This window comes from Xanthomonas campestris pv. phormiicola, assembly GCA_025666215.1.
Classification (GTDB): Bacteria; Pseudomonadota; Gammaproteobacteria; order Xanthomonadales; family Xanthomonadaceae; genus Xanthomonas_A; species Xanthomonas_A campestris_A.
Window position 1 is genome coordinate 1,439,138 of sequence record CP102593.1, and the last position, 16,300, is coordinate 1,455,437.

The 16,300-nt window shown below is 71.0% G+C and carries 12 protein-coding genes and 1 pseudogene; 5 read left to right on the plus strand and 8 right to left on the minus strand.

The genetic code is table 11. The annotated features are described in order from the left end of the window. Window positions 1-46 precede the first annotated feature (46 nt). Window positions 47-1,030 carry an L-histidine N(alpha)-methyltransferase gene (gene egtD, locus NRY95_05945; GenBank protein UYC17501.1) on the minus strand — a complete coding sequence of 328 codons (984 nt, stop codon included), beginning with the start codon at window positions 1,028-1,030 and terminating at the stop codon, window positions 47-49. Further along, window positions 1,027-2,316: an ergothioneine biosynthesis protein EgtB gene (gene egtB / locus NRY95_05950; protein ID UYC17502.1), complete on the minus strand. Its 1,290-nt coding sequence runs from the start codon at window positions 2,314-2,316 to the stop codon at window positions 1,027-1,029. Before egtB ends, egtD begins: the two co-directional genes overlap by 4 nt. Before the next feature lie 155 nt (window positions 2,317-2,471). Here egtB and NRY95_05955 point away from each other — a divergent pair, with 155 nt between their 5' ends. Continuing rightward, window positions 2,472-3,668 carry an aminotransferase class V-fold PLP-dependent enzyme gene (locus NRY95_05955; protein ID UYC17503.1) on the plus strand — a complete coding sequence of 399 codons (1,197 nt, stop codon included), beginning with the start codon at window positions 2,472-2,474 and terminating at the stop codon, window positions 3,666-3,668. 398 nt (window positions 3,669-4,066) lie between these two features. Here the strand turns inward: NRY95_05955 and NRY95_05960 are convergent, their stop codons facing one another. From NRY95_05960 to NRY95_05975, 4 genes are all read right to left on the minus strand, one after another. Then, window positions 4,067-5,527 (minus strand): ABC transporter permease subunit, encoded by a 1,461-nt coding sequence (locus NRY95_05960; protein ID UYC18517.1) that lies wholly within the window; start codon window positions 5,525-5,527, stop codon window positions 4,067-4,069. Window positions 5,528-5,562: 35 nt separating this feature from the next. Then, a complete protein-coding gene (locus NRY95_05965) occupies window positions 5,563-6,300 on the minus strand; it encodes an ATP-binding cassette domain-containing protein (protein UYC17504.1) in 738 nt (245 codons plus the stop codon). A gap of 57 nt (window positions 6,301-6,357) precedes the next feature. Continuing rightward, complete coding sequence (locus NRY95_05970) at window positions 6,358-7,314, minus strand: arabinogalactan endo-1,4-beta-galactosidase (protein UYC17505.1); 957 nt, start codon at window positions 7,312-7,314, stop codon at window positions 6,358-6,360. 338 nt (window positions 7,315-7,652) lie between these two features. Beyond that, on the minus strand, window positions 7,653-8,531 hold the full coding sequence (locus NRY95_05975; protein ID UYC17506.1) for an outer membrane protein assembly factor BamD: 879 nt from the start codon (window positions 8,529-8,531) through the stop codon (window positions 7,653-7,655). A 115-nt stretch (window positions 8,532-8,646) separates the two neighbouring features. Between NRY95_05975 and rluD the strand changes: the two genes are divergently transcribed. The 4 genes and pseudogenes from rluD (at window position 8,647) to NRY95_05995 (ending at window position 11,263) form a co-directional block, all read left to right on the plus strand. Next, window positions 8,647-9,654, plus strand: coding sequence for a 23S rRNA pseudouridine(1911/1915/1917) synthase RluD (gene rluD / locus NRY95_05980; protein ID UYC17507.1), 1,008 nt, complete (start codon window positions 8,647-8,649; stop codon window positions 9,652-9,654). Window positions 9,655-9,877: 223 nt separating this feature from the next. Continuing rightward, window positions 9,878-10,651 (plus strand): peptidoglycan editing factor PgeF, encoded by a 774-nt coding sequence (gene pgeF / locus NRY95_05985; GenBank protein ID UYC17508.1) that lies wholly within the window; start codon window positions 9,878-9,880, stop codon window positions 10,649-10,651. Window positions 10,652-10,722: 71 nt separating this feature from the next. Further along, window positions 10,723-10,833, plus strand: a pseudogene (locus tag NRY95_05990) (DUF4166 domain-containing protein). Next, the gene (locus NRY95_05995; GenBank protein ID UYC17509.1) at window positions 10,820-11,263 is read left to right on the plus strand and encodes a thiol-disulfide oxidoreductase DCC family protein; all 444 of its coding nucleotides are present in this window, start codon (window positions 10,820-10,822) and stop codon (window positions 11,261-11,263) included. The pseudogene NRY95_05990 and the gene NRY95_05995 overlap by 14 nt, the downstream one beginning before the upstream one ends. Window positions 11,264-11,498: 235 nt before the next feature. Here the strand turns inward: NRY95_05995 and NRY95_06000 are convergent, their stop codons facing one another. Together NRY95_06000 and NRY95_06005 are read right to left on the minus strand one after the other, a co-directional pair. Beyond that, the gene (locus NRY95_06000; GenBank protein ID UYC17510.1) at window positions 11,499-13,355 is read right to left on the minus strand and encodes a methyl-accepting chemotaxis protein; all 1,857 of its coding nucleotides are present in this window, start codon (window positions 13,353-13,355) and stop codon (window positions 11,499-11,501) included. A gap of 314 nt (window positions 13,356-13,669) precedes the next feature. After that, window positions 13,670-16,099, minus strand: a complete 2,430-nt coding sequence (locus NRY95_06005; GenBank protein ID UYC18518.1) for a membrane-bound PQQ-dependent dehydrogenase, glucose/quinate/shikimate family — start codon at window positions 16,097-16,099, stop codon at window positions 13,670-13,672. Window positions 16,100-16,300 lie beyond the last annotated feature (201 nt).

The window sequence follows — 16,300 nt, forward strand, 5'->3', positions numbered from 1 at the left end:
GCCGCTGTCCGAGTCCCGAGTCCCCGGTCCCGAGTCCCGGTATGCCTCACACCGCCTGCAGCAGCCGCAACCCGAACGCATCGTCCTGCGCGTTCCAGCCATGGCTGACGCGCAGGCCGGCGGCCGCGGCCATTTCGCCGAAGCTCTGGTCGCTGTACTTGTGGCTGTATTCGACCTGCATCGCTTCGCCGGCGGCGAAGTCGAAGCGCTGTCCGGCCACGTGCACCTGCTGTGCGCACTGGCTGACCAGGAAGGTCTCGATGCGCTGGCGCTCGCGCGCATACACCGCGCGGTGGCGGAACTGCGCCAGGTCGAAGTCGCTGCCGATCTCGCGGTTGAGGCGGCGCAGCAGGTTCAAGGTGAACTCGGCGGTGACGCCGGCCGCGTCGTTGTAGGCCGCTTCCAGTACCGCAGGATCCTTGTCCAGATCGATGCCGATCAGCGCGCAGCCATCGTGGCGCATGGTCTCGCGCATCGAGGCCAGCAGCTTGATGCCGTCCTCGCGGGTGAAGTTGCCCAAGGTGGAGCCGGGGAAGAACACCAGGGTGCGGCGCGCGCCGCGTTGCGGCGCCGGCAGGTCCACCGGCGTGGTGAAGTCGGCGCAGACCGGCAGCATCTGGATGCGCGGGAAGCGCTCGGCCAGGCGCGCGGTGCTGGACATCAGCATGTCGCGCGAGATCTCGATCGGGGTGTAGGCCACCGGCTCGCGCAGGCCTTCCAGCAACAGTTCGGTCTTGCGTCCGCTGCCGCTGCCCAGTTCCACCACGTGCGCACCGACGCCCACCGCCTGCGCGATCGACGGCATCCGCGCTTCCAGCAGGGCCAGCTCGGTGCGGGTCAGGTAGTACTCGGGCTGGCGGGTGATCGCTTCGAACAGGCGCGAGCCTTCGGCGTCGTAGAAATACTTGGACGGCAATTGCTTGGGGCTGCGCGACAGCCCGGCGATCGCGTCGGCGGCGATGTCGTCCGGTTGCGGATGCAGGTCGGTGAGCGCGGCTTCGGTTAGGGCGCGTGCGGTCGCGGCGTTCATGCGGGATCCTTGGCCAGGCGTAAGCCGGCGAATTGCCAGCGCGCATCGGAGGGAAAGAAGTTGCGGTAGCTGGCGCGGAGGTGGTCGTGCGGCGTGGCGCAGCTGCCGCCGCGCAACACCCACTGCGCGTTCATGAACTTGCCGTTGTATTCGCCCAGCGCGCCGGCCCACGGGCGGAAGCCGGGGTAGGCCAGGTAGGCGCTGCCGGTCCATTCCCAGACATCGCCGAACAACTGCTGCAGGCCGGCCTCGCCCTGCGCGGCGGACTGCGGGTGCAGCGCATCGGCCTCGACGAAATTGCCTTCGATGGCCACGCCGGTGGCGGCCTGTTCCCATTCGGCTTCGGTCGGCAGCCGGGCCCCGGCCCAGCGCGCATAGGCGTCGGCCTCGAACAGGCTGATGTGGCAGACCGGCGCATGCGGATCGCGCTCGCGCCAGCCGCCCAGAGTGAACTCGCGCGCGCCGTCGGCATGCCAGTACAGCGGCCGCTGCCAATCCTCGGCGTTGCGCCGTGCCCAGCCATCGCTGAGCCACAGGGCGACGTTGCGGTAGCCGCCGTCGGCGATGAATTGCGCGTACTCGGCGTTGCTCACCGGACGGCTGGCCAGCGCATGCGCCGGCACCAGCACGCGGTGCCGCGGCGACTCGTTGTCGTAGGCGAAGGCCGCGTGCACCGGCCAGCCGGGCGCGCCGATCTCGCACAGCTGTTCGTCGCGCTGGATCCAGCGCAGGGTTCGGGCCGGGGCCTGCGCCACGGCCAGATCGTCGCGATAGGCCGGGGCCAGCGGATTGCTCCAGAACGCGTGCTTGATGTCGGTCAGCAGCAGTTCCTGGTGCTGCTGCTCGTGGTGCAGGCCCAGTTCCAGCACCTGCAGCGTCTGCGCCGACAGGTCGCCGGCCTGCAGCCGCGCCAGCACCCGCGCCTCGACCTCGGCGCGGTAGTCGCGCACCTGCGCCATGGACGGGCGCGACAGCACGCCGCGGCGCGGCCGCGCATGCATCGGGCCGACGCTCTGGTAGTAGCTGTTGAACAGGTAATCCCACTGCGGATCGACCGGGCGGTAGCCGGCGTCCGCGCCCAGCACGAAGCGTTCGAAGAACCAGGTGGTATGCGCCAGGTGCCATTTCGCCGGACTGGCGTCGTCCATGCTCTGCACCATCGCGTCCTCCTCGCTCAGCGGCGCGGCGAGCAGGTGGGTGCGTTGGCGCACGCTGCGGAAACGCGCCGCCAGCGGGACGCTGGACGCCGCGGGCGAGGGGGATGCCGCAGGAGAGGTCGCTTGCATCCACCAAGCTTAGGGGAAGACCGTGAATATGCCGTCATGCGCGGTGGAACGTCGCGTTACGCTAGTGCCTGTTCATGCGATCGGAGTTGGTGTTCTTCCGAACGCGCCACCCGGCCCGCACGCATATGTCTACAGCAGCCCCGTCCACCCCATTCATGTCCGCATCCGTGGCCGTCGCCGCAGCGCCGGCGGGCTTGCCCGACCTCGCCGAGGCAGCGCAGGCCTTCGTCCTGCCCGAGGGCGTGCGCTATCTGGATAGCGCCAGCAAGGGGCCGCGGCTGGCCAGCGTGCTTGCCGCCGGGCAAGCGGCGCTGGCCGATTCGATCGCACCGTGGACGCTGTCCTTCGACGCGTGGCGCGCGCAGATCGAGACCTTGCGCGGCCTGGCCGCCGCGACGTTGTTCGAAGGCGACGTCGATGGCGTGGCGATGCTGCCCTCGGCGGCCTATGGCCTGGCTACCGCGGCGCGGCAATTGCCGCTGGCGGCCGGCGAGGCGGTGTTGCTGCTCGATGGCCAGTTCCCGTCGAACCTGTTGCTGTGGCAGCAGCGCTGCGCCGAGACCGGCGCGCACCTGGCGGTGGTACGGCGCGGACCGCAGCAGGACTGGACCGGAGCGGTGCTGGCGGCGCTGGACGCGGAGCCGCGGGTGCGGATCGCGACCCTGCCCAATGCCTACTGGCGCGACGGCGCGCTGCTGGACCTGGACCGCATCGCCGCGCGCGTGCATGCGGCGGGCGCGGCGCTGGTGCTGGACCTGAGCCAGAGCCTGGGCGTGCTGCCGGCGCGGCTGGCGACATGGCGGCCGGATTTCGTGGTCGCGGTCGGGCACAAATGGCTGCTCGGGCCGATGGGGCTGGCCTGGTTGTGGGCAGCGCCGCACTGGCGCGCGCACGGCGTGCCGATCGAACACCACTGGCAGGCCCGCGATCCCGGCGCTGACTGGCACTTCCCGGTCGAGGCGCCGCCGCCGTTTCGCACCGGCGCGCGCCGCTTCGACGCCGGCGGCGTGACCGAACCGCTGCGGCTGGCGATGGCCACCGCGGCGTTGCAGCAGGTGCAGCATTGGCAGCCTGCGCGGATCGCGGCGCGGCTGGGCGAACTCGGTGCTGCGTTCGAGGCCGAGCTGCAGGCGCAGGGTGCCGGCGATTGGAGCGTGCCCGGTCATGCGCCGCACCTGTACGCGCTGCGTCCGCCGGCGTCGGCGCTGCAGGCCTTGCTGCCATGGCTGCAGCGCGCGCAGGTGATCTGCACGCACCGCCACGGCGCGTTGCGCATCGCGCCGTATCTGCAGCTGACGCCGGAGGCGATGCGTGCGCTGGCGCGCGAGATGGTCGCCGCGGCGCGCGAGTGAGCGGTGGCTTTGAGCGTTGCTGGAAGGATTCGCCGCCAGCCTGCCGGGTGCACTGTAGGAGGGGCTTCAGCCCCGACAGATAGCCGAAACCACGCGAGTTCCGACTCCGCTCGTCGCGACTGAAGTCGCTCCCACAGGGGCTTGCGGCGAGTTTGCTGGTATGCATGTAGAGGAGCCCCGACTTTTACCGAGGCTGGAAGGGTTTCCGCTTCGTCTGTCGCGGCTGAAGTTGCTCCTACAGGGGCTTGAGGCGAGTCGGCTGGGTGCACTGTGGGAGGGACTTCAGTCCCGACGGGTGCCGAAGCCGATCGCTGGCCGGCGCCACGGTGCGATCGATGGGCTAAGCGTACGATCGCTTCCGCTGTCGCGCCGATGGGCGGCGCCTGCGTGCGCCGGCCTCAGCGCCGCGCCGCCAGGCGCAGGCCGCGCGGGGTCAGCCAGCGTTCCAGGCCCTCGAACAGCGCCTGCACCAGCAGCGCCAGCACCGCCGCCGGGACCGCGCCCTCCAGGATCAGGCCGATATCATCGAGCCGAATGCCGGTGAGGATCGGTTGGCCGTAGCCGCCGGCGCCGATCAATGCGCCCAGCGTGGCGGTGCCGACGTTGATCACCGCCGCGGTCTTGATTCCGGCCAGGATGGTGCGCAAGGCCAGCGGCAGTTCGATCCGCCACAGCCGCGTGCCCGGCGGCAGGCCGATCGCCGCAGCGGTCTCGCGCAGTTCGCGGGCGATGCCGGTCAGGCCGGCATGGGTGTTGCGCACGATCGGCAGCAGACTGTACAGGAACAGCGCGGCGATCGCCGGCTTGGCGCCGATGCCGAACAGCGGAATCATGAACACGAACACCGCCAGCGACGGCAGCGTCTGCAGCACCCCGGTCAGCGACAGCACGACCTGGCCGAGCCGCGGCCGATAGGCGGCGAGAATGCCCAGCGGCAGCGCCGCCAGCAGCGCGAGGCCCAGCGACAGGCCGACCAGCGCCAGGTGTTCGCGCGTGCGTTGCAGCAGGCGCGTCAGCCTGGTGTCCTGTGCCGGCGCGGCGATGCCCAGCCAGTGCGCGGCGATCGCGCTTTCGGCGCGCTTGTCCAGCTTCGCCTCGGCATTGAGCCGCTGCATCGTCGCCGCGTCGATGCGTCCGCCCAGGCCCTGCAGCGCCTGCACGAACCGCGGCGCGCGCTGCGCCAGGTCGCTGCGATACAGGAACACCGCGGCGTAGCGCGGAAAGTAGCGGCGGTCGTCCTGCAGCACCAGCAGGTCGTGCGCCGGGATCTCGGCGTCGGTGCTGTACAGGTCGGTGATGTCGATCGCGCCGCTGTCCAGCGCGCGGTAGGCCAGGTCGTGGTCCAGCCCGGTCGGGGTCTGCGGCAGCCGGTAGGCCGCGCGCACCCCGGGCCAGCCGTCGGCGCGCGACACGAACTCGTTGCTGAGCCCGAGCTTCAGCGACGGATGCGCGGCCAGGTCGGAGATGCGGGCGATGCCCAGCGCCTGCGCGCGCTGCCGGCGCAGGCCGAACGCATAGGTGTTGTCGAAGCCCAGCGGCGCGCTCATCGCCAGGCCGTGCGCGGCCAGGGCGCGGCGCAGCGCGGCATCGTCGGCGTCGGGCAGCTGCAGCAGTTCCGTGGCCAGGGTGCCGGTGTATTCGGCATAGGCGTCGATCGAACCCTGCTGCAGCGCGCGCCACAGGATGCGGGTGCCGCCGAGCTGGCGCCGGTGTTCGACTTCCACGCCGGCCTGGCGCCCGGCGCCGGCGGCGATCTCGCCGAGCACCACCGCCTCGGTGAAGTTCTTCGAGCCGACCACGACCTTCTCCGGCGCTGCCGCAGCGCTGCCGGCGAGCAGGACGAGCGCCGCCGCGAGCAGGAGCAGCGGCACCGCGCGGCGCCGCACCGGCGCCCTCACCGCGCATCCTCCAGCGTGCGCTGCGCGTGCAGGAACTGGCCGACGAACGGTTCGGCGGGCGTATCCAGCAGGTCGCGCACGCTGCCTTGCTGCACGATGCGGCCGTTGCGCATCAGTACCAGCGTATCGCCCAGGTAGGCGGCCTCGGCGACGTCATGGGTCACCAGCACCACGGTCTTGCCGAGCAGCGCGAACAGCTCGCGCATCTGCGTCTGCAGCTCGTGGCGCACGACCGGGTCGAGCGCGCCCAGCGGTTCGTCCAGCAGCAGCACCGGCGGATCCAGCAGCAGCGCGCGGATCAGGCCCACGCGCTGGCGCTGGCCGCCGGACAGTTCGGCCGGATAGCGCGCCAGCAAGGCCTCGGGCAGGCGGCACAGCGCGGCCAGCTCGTGCAGGCGCGCGTCGATCCGCGGCCGCGCCCAGCCCAGGGTCTGTGCCAGCAAGGCGGCGTTGTCGCGCGCGCTCAGGTGCGGGAACAGCCCGCCTTCCTGGATCACGTAGCCGATGCGGCGGCGCTGCGCCAACAGGGTGTCCCGGCGCAGCGGCTCGCCCTGGAAGCGCACCTCGCCGCTGTCGGGCCATTCCAGCCCGAGCAGCATGCGCAGCACGCTGGACTTGCCGGCGCCGCTGGGGCCGATCAGCGCGGTGGTGCGGCCGGAGGCGATGCGCAGATCGACCCGGTCCAGCGCGAGTGCGTCGCCGTAGCGGCGGGTGACCTGATGCAGTTCGAACATGCGTCCAAGCATAGCCGGGCCGCGCCGCCTGGCGCGCGAAGGCGTGGCGCGGCACGCTCAGTCGGCGAAATCGGTCAGCAGTTGCAGCGTCGGCTTCGGCCGCGACAGGTCGTACATGAGGCCGAAGTGGCTTTCCACGCCTTGCAGATTGGTCTGGTCGAGCAGTTCGTAGAGGTTGATCTCGGCGACCACGTCGGCGTAGTCGCTCTGCAGCGTGCGCACGATCTGCGCCACGCTGTCGTAGCAGGCGCCGTCGCCGGCATGGCCGCCGTCGGTGTTGCCGGCGTAGACCTCGGCGCAGTTGACCTCGTTGAAGAACACCTTGCCGCCGTACTTCTGCGCCGCGCCGCGCATCTGCCCCAGGTACAGGTCCATCCAGTAGCCGCGGTCGTGGTGGAATGGATAGTAGTGGAAGCTGATGTGGTCGAAATCGAAGCCGGAGGCCTTGGCCATGTCCAGGAACCACAGCGAGCCGTGGCGATCGCCGGGGCAGCGCGCGTTCGCCGACTGGTCGTCGCTGTTGCAGGCGGTGATGTTGATGGTGAATTCCAGGCCGGCGCCGAGTTCGTCGGAGGCCTGTTTCATGCCGCGGTACATCGCGGTCATCGCATCGATGCGCGCCTGCGCGCCGTCGCGGCTGTAGTCCTGCTCGTTACCGATTTCCCACAGGGTGATGTCGGCGGCGTAGCGCCGCGCCAGCTGGTAGCCGATCTCGCGCGACATCGGGTACACCATCGGCCGCAGCGCGATGCGGTACTGGCGCGACAGCGCCACCAGCCGGTCGAGCACGGCGAAGTTGCGCGGGTCCACGTCGAAGCGGTAGCTGCGCAGGTTGCGCTGGTCGAGCAGCCGGAACACGGCCTCGGCCTGGCTGAGCGGATAGGCGGGGCGGTCGTCGTGGCCGTTGACGCCGAACACGATGGTCGGCACGGCACGCTCGGCAGCGCCAGCGGGCAGGGTGCCGGCGGCGAGTGCGAGTAACAGGAGCAGCAGTGGGGCGGACAAGCGGGGCATGGGGCGTCTCCTGGCAGGGCCGGCGAGCGCTGTGGCGACAGGCGGTGTCGCAAGCGCACAGGGACGGCGGGCGAGTGGGTCGAGCCTAGCAAGCGACGGTTGCGCTCGGCGCGCAGCGGCTGCGCGCTGCACCACAGATCGCGCCACTGGTCCCGGCCAGCGTCATTGGCCAGGACCACCTGTCCAGGGCGCTGCCGCTGGCGGCTGCCCGGACAGCCGCGGTCCTGCGTGGACGCCGGCGGCGGGTGCTCGGTGCGCACGGCTGCGTCGGCAATGCCTTGGCCGCCAACGAAACAGGGGCCTCGCGGCCCCTGTTTCGTTACATCCGGCAGCGTGGCTCAGCGGGCCATCTGCGAGTTGGACTGCCCGGTGGAAGCGGACTTCTCGCCGGCGAACGGGTTCAGCTTGCGGATCATCCACGGGTACTTCGGCCAATGGCCGGTCAGCCACGGATGCTGGGGATCGTTGAGTTCCAGCACCCGGCGCGCGTCGTCGGCCAGCGGCTTGTTGCCCAGGTGGGTGTAGGCGTCGGCCAGCACCGCCACCGCATCGTACTGGTAGGCGCTCTGCGGATAGGTTTCCAGCAGGTAGGTGGCGCGGCCGGCGGCCGATACCCAGGCGTCGCGGCGCAGGTAGTACAGCGCGTTGTCCAGCTCGTGCTGGGCGAACACGTTGCGCAGCGCGATCATGCGCTGGCGCGCGTCGGCGGCGTAGCGGCTGTTCGGATAGCGCTCGGCGACGATGTTGAAGTCGGCGTAGGCCTGCTGCGGCGTGGACAGGTCGCGGCGGCTGGGGTCCAGCGACCACACCCGGCGCAGGAACACCGTGTCGCGGTTGGAGTTGGACAACCCGCGCAGGTAGTACATGTAGGCGATGTTGCGGTGGGTCGGGTAGGTGCGGATGAAGCGGTCGATGCTGGACACCGCATCGTCGTGCTTGCCGGCCTTGTACTGGGCGTAGGCGCTCTCGATCATCGCCTGCTCGGTGTACTGGCCGTAGGGGTACTGCGCGATCAGGCGCTTGAAGCTGCCCTCGGCGCCGGCCCAGTTGCCGGTCTGCATCTGCGTGTGCGCCTTCTGGTACAGCTGCTCCACCGGCATCCCTTCCTCGGGATTCTTGTTCTTCTGGCGGTGGCAACCCGTTGCCACGACGACCATGACCAGCATCAGGGCGATGAAACGGACGTGCGCGGAGAGCGGGACGGAGCGTCGGATCATGGGTTCGGGCAGGACACGTCAGGAATACGAAGGGGCGATGATAGCCTAGTGGCCTGTCCGGCGACTGACTATGGCCGCCGTGACCCTCCCTTTCCGACGTAGCCGTGCCTTTTCCATGCCCAATACCCTCCCGGACACCCCCGAGGACGACGCTTCCGACGGCCCGCGCCAGGCGCGCGTGCCCGACCAGGCCGCCGGCCGCCGCTTCGACGCGGTCCTGGCCGAACTGTTTCCCGAGTTCTCGCGCTCGCGCCTGGCCGAATGGATCAAGTCCGGCGATGCGCTGCTGGACGGCGCCCAGGCGCGGCCGCGCGACGCCCTGCGCGGCGGCGAGATCGCCAGCCTGCATGCGGTGCTGGACACCCAGACCCATGCGCTGCCGGAGGACATCCCGCTGGAGGTGCTGTACCAGGACGACCAGGTCATCGTGCTGAACAAGCCGGCCGGGCTGGTGGTGCATCCGGGCGCCGGCAACCCCAGCGGCACCCTGGTCAATGCCCTGCTGTACTTCGATCCATCGCTGTCGTCGCTGCCGCGCGCGGGCATCGTGCACCGCCTGGACAAGGACACCAGCGGCGCCATGGTGGTGGCGCGGACCCTGCCGGCGCACACCTCGCTGGTGGCGCAGCTGTCGGCGCGCGACGTGCACCGCCAGTACCTGGCGGTGGTGGCCGGACCGCTGGTCTCCGGCGGCACCGCCAATGCGCCGATCGACCGCCACCCGCGCGACCGCCTGCGCATGGCGGTACGCGAGGACGGCCGCGACGCGGTCACCCACTATCGGCTGCGCGAGCGGTTCCGCGCGCATACCGCGCTGGAGTGCCGGCTGGAGACCGGGCGCACCCACCAGATCCGCGTGCACATGGCGCACCTGAAGCACCCGATCATCGGCGACCCGCTGTATGGCGGCCCGCTCAAGCTGCCCAAGGGCGCGACCGAGGAACTGATCGCCGAACTGCGCGGCTTCAAGCGCCAGGCGCTGCATGCCGAGACGCTGGAGTTCAAGCACCCCACCCATGGCGAGCCGGTGCGCGCCACTGCCGCGGTGCCGGCCGACCTGCAACGGCTGCTGGCCGCGCTGCGCACCGATTCGCGGCTGGCCGCCGAGCAGGCGCGGCGCTGAGCATGGCACCGGTGGGCGAGGGTCGGCCCGGCGCCTTGCCGCCCTTCCCGAGCGGACCTGCCCGGGAAGGGACGGCATGGCTTGGCTTGCCGGGGCCGGCGGCGGACACGTGCTGCCGGCGTTGCGGTTGCCGAGACGCTCGCGCGGCGGTCGCCGCCGGGAGCGCGGCGCTGCGCCCGGTTGCGCCGTTCGCAGGCGTTGCCTCGTCCCTGGCTGCACACGCATGACCGACTTCGCCCTTGCCGCGGACTGGCCGGCATCGCCGCGGGTGCGCGCGCTGACCACGCTGCGCACCGGCGCCGGGGCGTCGTTGCCGCCGTTCGATCGCTTCAACCTGGGCAACCGCAGCGCGGCCGACGGCGACGACCCGGCCACGGTGCAGCGCAACCGCGACGAACTCGCCGCGCGCCTGGCGCTGCCGTCGCCGCCGCACTGGCTGCGGCAGGTGCACGGGGTGCAGGCGCTGCGCTTCGAGCAGCCGCCGGCCGCGGCCGGCATCGACGCCGAGCCGAGCGCCGATGCCGCGGTCACTGCCGTGCCCGGGGTGGTGCTGGCGATCCTGACCGCCGATTGCCTGCCGGTGGTGTTCGCCGCCCGCGACGGCAGCGAGGTCGGGGCCGCGCATGCCGGCTGGCAGGGCCTGGCCGGCGGCGTGCTGGAAGCCACCGTCGCCGCCCTGCGCACGCCGTCGGCGCGCCTGCAGGCCTGGCTGGGCCCGGCCGCTGGCCCGCAGGTGTACGAGATCGGCGAGAACGTGCGCGATGCCTTCCTCGGCCACGATCCGGCCGCGGCCAGCGCCTTCGTCGCCACCCGTCCCGGACACTGGCGGGTGGACCTGTATGCGCTGGCGCGGCAGCGCCTGGCTGCGGCGGGGATCGACCCGGCGCAGGTGTACGGCGGCGGCCTGTGCACGATTTCCGACGCGCAGCGCTTCTTTTCCTATCGCCGCGACCGCCGCAGCGGGCGCATGGCGACGCTGGCATGGATCGCCCGCTGAGCACGCCGCTGTTCGCGCAGCTGCTGCCGGCCCTGCGCGCGCTGCCGTTGCCGCGGCGCCGGCTGGCCGGCATGCAGTGCCGCGAAAGCGAGCGCGACGGCCGCTATGCGTCTCTGGTCGCGGTGGCGCTGCCGTGGATCGGCCCGTTCATCTGTTACGAGGGCTGGCTTGAGCCGGCCTGACCGCGCGCGCGGCGCAACGCTGGCGGCGGATGCGGACAGCGCGATCGTGGTGTTCGACGGCGTCTGCCTGCTGTGCAGCCGCTGGGTGCGTTTCCTGCTGCGGTTCGATCGCCGCGGCCGCTACCGGTTCGCGTCGCTGCAATCGGCCCGCGGCCGCGCCTTGCTGCGCGACAATGGGCTGGATCCGGACGACCCGCTGTCGTTCCTGCTGCTGACGCCGCAGCGCGCCTGGACCGGCTCGGACGCGGCGATCGGCGTGATCGCGGGCCTGGGCGGGGCATGGCGCATTGTTGCCGTGCTGCGCCTGCTGCCGCGGCGCTGGCGCGATGCCGGCTATCGGGTGCTGGCGCGCAACCGCTATCGCTGGTTCGGCAGCTCGGCACAGTGCTTCCTGCCCGATCCGGAGCAGCGTTCGCGCTTTCTGGAGTGAGCGTGGCGACGCGCGCGCACGTTCGCTGCCTTGCGCCGTTTCCGTTCCCGCCCGGCGCCTGTTGCCGCGACCGGGATTGGCCACGCCGTCCCGGGCGCGCCCAACGTCTCTCTCGGTGTGGGCGATGGCAGCGACGTCGATCGCGATGCGGCTTGCCGACAACGCCTGCCGCGGCCGATGCCCGAGGCCGCCCGCAGCCGCTTACAGCAGGGGCTGCCTCCGGAACGACAGCGCTCTAGCGGGCAGTGCGCAGCAGCGAGGTGACGTTGCCGCTCCCCGGCTGCGCGCGATTGGCTTCGATCCGGAACACCGCCACCGCAGTGGCCAGGCCGCCGGCCTGTTCTTCCATGCTGCGCGCCGCGGCGGTGGCTTCTTCGACCAGTGCGGCGTTGCGCTGGGTCACCTCGTCCAGCTGCATCACCGTGCGGTTGACCTGCTCGATGCCGCTGGACTGCTCGGCGCTGGCGGCGCTGATCTCGCCGATCAGCCCGGTCACGCGCTGCACCGAGCCGACGATCTCGTGCATGGTGGCGCCGGCGCGGTTCACCAGCCCCGAGCCCAGCGTCACCTTGTGCGTGGAGTCATCGATCAGCTGCTTGATCTCCTTGGCCGCGTCCGCCGAGCGCTGCGCCAGCGAGCGCACTTCCGAGGCGACCACGGCGAAACCGCGGCCCTGCTCGCCGGCGCGCGCGGCCTCGACCGCGGCGTTGAGCGCCAGGATGTTGGTCTGGAACGCGATCCCGTCGATGACGCTGATGATCTCGCCGATGCGCCGCGACGAGGTGCTGATCGCGCTCATCGTGGCGACCACCTCGTCCATCACCTTGCCGCCGGACCGGGCGATCTCGCCGGTGCCGTGCACCAGGCCATTGGCCTGCTGCGCGTTGTCGGCGTTCTGCCTCACCGCCGAGGTCAGTTCCTCCATCGAACTTGCGGCTTCCTCCAGGCTGGCCGCCTGCTGCTCGGTGCGATCGGACAGGTCGGTGTTGCCGGCGGCGATTTCCATCGCCGCGCGGCGGATCGCCTCGACCGTGCCCTGGATGCCGACGATGATCTCGGTCAGCTTGGCCACGGTGCGGTTGGTGTCCTCGCGCAGCCGCGCGAACACGCCCTGCGCGTCGCCGTCGACGCGATGGGTGAGATCGCCTTCGGCCAGCGAGGCCAGCGCGCTGGCCAGCGCCGCCAGGTTGCTCTCCACCGAATCGGAAATGCGGTTGACGCCCTCGGCCAATGACTTGAGCACGCCGTCCATCGACGCGGTATCGAGGCGGCGGCTGAAATCGCCATGCGCGGCGGCGTCGATCACCGCGGTCAGCGCCTGCTCGGCATCGACCTGCGCGGTCACCTCCTCCCACTGCGCGATGGTGCCCAGGCGCACGCCGTCGGCGCCGGTGATCGGGCTGTAGACGAAGTCGATCTGGCGGCCGAAGAACGGCGCGCGCACGCGCTTGGAACCGGTCAGCGCGCGCATGCGGTCGATCGCCGCCTGGCTGTCCGGATAGATGTCGCCGATGCTGCCGCCGACGAACTGCTCGGCGCTGAATTCGGGGCGGAAGCTCTGCACGTCAGGCTCGATCGCGCGCAGCATCTGCAGCAGCTTGCGGTTGGCGAAGTGCACGCGGCCGTCGTCGTCGGCGATGCGGACCATGGTGTCCAGGTCGTCCAGCGCCTGCAGGACGAAGCGGCCGTGGCGCAGTTCGGCCTCGGTCTCGGCCTGGCGTGCGGCCAGTCGCGCCTGCGCCGTCTGTACCGCGCGCAGCAGCGCGGCGTCGGCGGCGTCGCCGGTGCCATCGAGGCGTTGTTCGAAGCGGCCTTCGCCCAGCGCCTGCACCGCCTGCAGCGCGCGTTGCGACGGCGCCGCGCGCCGCGTACCGGCCCAGGACAGCGCCGCCACCAGCAGTGCCGCGGCGGCCAGTGCTGGCGCCAGGCGCGCCAGCGCCGGCCCGTTCGGCCCGAGCTGGCGGCCGAGGTGCAAGGCGTACAGCGCCATCGCCAACAGGCCCAGCGCATAGGCCAATGCGAACAGCAAGGGGCGCGGGGGCCGGCGGGAGCCTCCAATCGGACGAGGGGATACGGCGTCTGGCAAGGTCATGGCGGCTACCGGCTAGGAAAAATCGGCGCAATCCGTTCACGTCGACGAAACTTAATGTGTCTCCCAGTATCGGCCGGCAGGATCGTGGGCTTGATCGCGGCACAGACCGCTCGTCGGAAATATCGCGCCTGAATAGGCGAGATAGGTCGCTGAAAACACTGTATTTTTTGCTGCAGCGCAATAGGCCGCCCGGCGATGGCTCGGCCCGCAACGGGGACATGCGCGGATGCGCCGCCGTTGGCCGGCAGCGTTCCGGGCAAAAAAAACCGGCCGTCTTGCGACGGCCGGTCGGGTCCGGCGGAAGCGCGCCGGCGTTACTTCGCCGGCGCGGCGTCCGGCAGGGTCCAGGCGATCACGCTGTCGCCGGGCTTGGTTTCCATGCGGTCGTGGCCGCCGATCGCGGCGACGATGTACTGCTTGCCGTTCACCGTATAGCTCAGCGGCGCGGCCTGCGGGCCGGCCGGCACCCGCACTTCCCACAGCAGCTTGCCGGTCTGGGTGTCGTAGCCGCGCAGGAAGTTGTCCAGCGCCGCGCCGATGAAGGTGACACCGCCGGCGGTGGCCAGCGAGCCGCTGTTGTTCGGCGTGCCCAGCTCGAACTTCATCTTCGACGGGATGCCCATCGGGCCCTGGTCGTAGCCGGTGCCCAGCGGACGCCGCCAGATCACCTGCTGGGTGCGCAGGTCCACGCCCGAGATGTAGCCCCACGGCGGGGCGATGCACGGCGTGTTCAGCGGCGACATCCACGGTTCCTTGCGCGCGCCGTAGGCCAGGCCTTCCTGCGCCATGTAGCCCGGCGTCTTGCTCTTGCCGTTGAACACCGACACCACGCCGAGCTCATGCATTTTCTCGCGGGTGTAGACGTTCTCGGTGTACGGCAGGCGGTTGCTGTTCATCACCATGATGCCGCGCTGCAGGTCCACCGACACGCCGCCCCAGTTGATGCCGCCGTGGTTGCCGGTGAACGACAGCGAGCCGCCCAGGCTGGGCGGAGTGAACATGCCCTGGTAGCGCAGCTGCTTGAACTGGATGCGGCAGGCCAGCTGGTCGAACGGGGTGATGCCCCAGGCGTCGGATTCGACGATGGTCTCGTAGCCCTTGCTCGGCGCGCCGACGGTGTTGGGCATGCCCGGCGACACCGGCTGGGTCTTGGCGGTCCAGTCGCCGTGGTCGGTGCCCTGCGGCACCGGCCGTTGCTGCACCGGCATGATCGGCTTGCCGGTTTCGCGGTCGAGCACGAACACCTGGCCGGACTTGGTCGCCTGGATCACCGCCGGGCGCGTGCCGCCGCCGGGAACCGGGAAATCGACCAGGTTCGGCTGCGGGCCGATGTCGTAGTCCCACAGGTCGTGGTTGACGGTGCGGAAGTGCCAGCGCTCCTTGCCGGTGGCCGCGTCCAACGCGACCAGCGAGGCGGTGTATTCCTCTTCCTGCGGGGTGCGGCCCTTGCCGAAGAAATCGCCGGAGGCGTTGCCGGTGGGCAGATAGACCAGGCCCAGTTCGTCGTCGGCGGACATCAGCGACCACACGTTCGGGGTCGAGCGGGTATAGGTCTGGCCGGCCGGCGGCGCCGCGTCGATCGCCGGGTTGCCCAGGTCCCAGGCCCAGCGCAGCTGGCCGCTGATCGCATCGAAGGCGCGCACCACGCCGGACGGCGCATCGCGTTCCTGGCCGTCGCGGACCTGGCCGGTGGGCTGGATCACCACCCCGCGCATCACCATCGGCGGCGAGGTCGGGCCGACGAAGCCGGGCTTGGTGTTGCCGGTGTCCTTGTTGAGGTCGACGTAGCCGTGGTCGCCGAAGCTCTCGCACAGCTTGCCGGTGGCCGCGTCGAGCGCGCCCAGGCGGCCATCGACCATCGGCCAGAAGATGCGCTTGGCGCATTCGGCGACCGGGCTGGTGGCCTCGAAATAGGACACGCCGCGGCAGGTGGTGGCGGCGACGCCGGCCATCGCCTTGGGGTTGGTCTTGGGATCGAAGCGCCAGCGTTCCTTGCCGGTGCTGGCCTCGACCGCGATCACCTTCTGCGTGGGCGTGCAGATGTAGACCAGGTCGCCGACCTTCAGCGGGGTGTTCTGGAACGCATAGCCGAGCTTGGAGCCGGCCGGCTTGAGGTCGCCGGTATGGAATTCCCAGGCGATCTTCAGGTCCTTGACGTTGTCGGGCGTGATCTGCGCGCCGGGACTGTAGTGGTTGGACAGGTTGGACCCGGCGTAGGCGGTCCAGTCGCTGGCGTCGTGGTTGGCGGCGACGTTGCCGTCGGGGCTGCGCACCGTGGCGCGGCTGAACGCGTCCTGCGGGCGCTGCGCGGCCAGCGCCGGGTCGGCCAGTTCGACGGTGCGCGGGAAGAACAGCGGCCCGAACACCAGCAGCGCGCCGAGGACCGGCAGCACGCCGGTGACCAGCGCGTAACCCAGCCCGGACACCGGCGCCAGGCGCCAGCGCGCCACCTTCCAGAACGGCAACAGCAGCAGGCCGAGCACCGAGATCATCGCCAGGCGCGGGATCAGCGCCCAGCCGTCCAGGCCGACTTCGGCCAGCGCCCAGGCGATGGTCGCGGCCAGGGTCAGGCCGAACAGCCACAGCCCGGCGCGGCGGCCCAGGGCCAGCAGCACGCCGGACACGGCCAGCGCCAGGCCGGCCAGCAGGTAGTACCAGGAGCCGCCGACGGCGACGAGTCGGCCACCCATCGCGGCCAGGGCGGCGCCGATCAGGGCGATGAGCACGGCATAGGCGACGAACAGCCAGCTGCCGGGTCCGTGTTTCGGGGAGTGAGGGGTCATGGATAAGGTCTGCAGGAGATCCGGCGGCGCCGCGCTGGCGCAGGAAGATCGTGGAGGGGATCGAGCGCTGGTTCGGCTGTATCGGCGGCGACCTGGCGCTCAACAATCACGCCGCGCGCCCCTCCCAGGGTCTCGATGCGCGGCGTGTGGGCGGGGATTTTA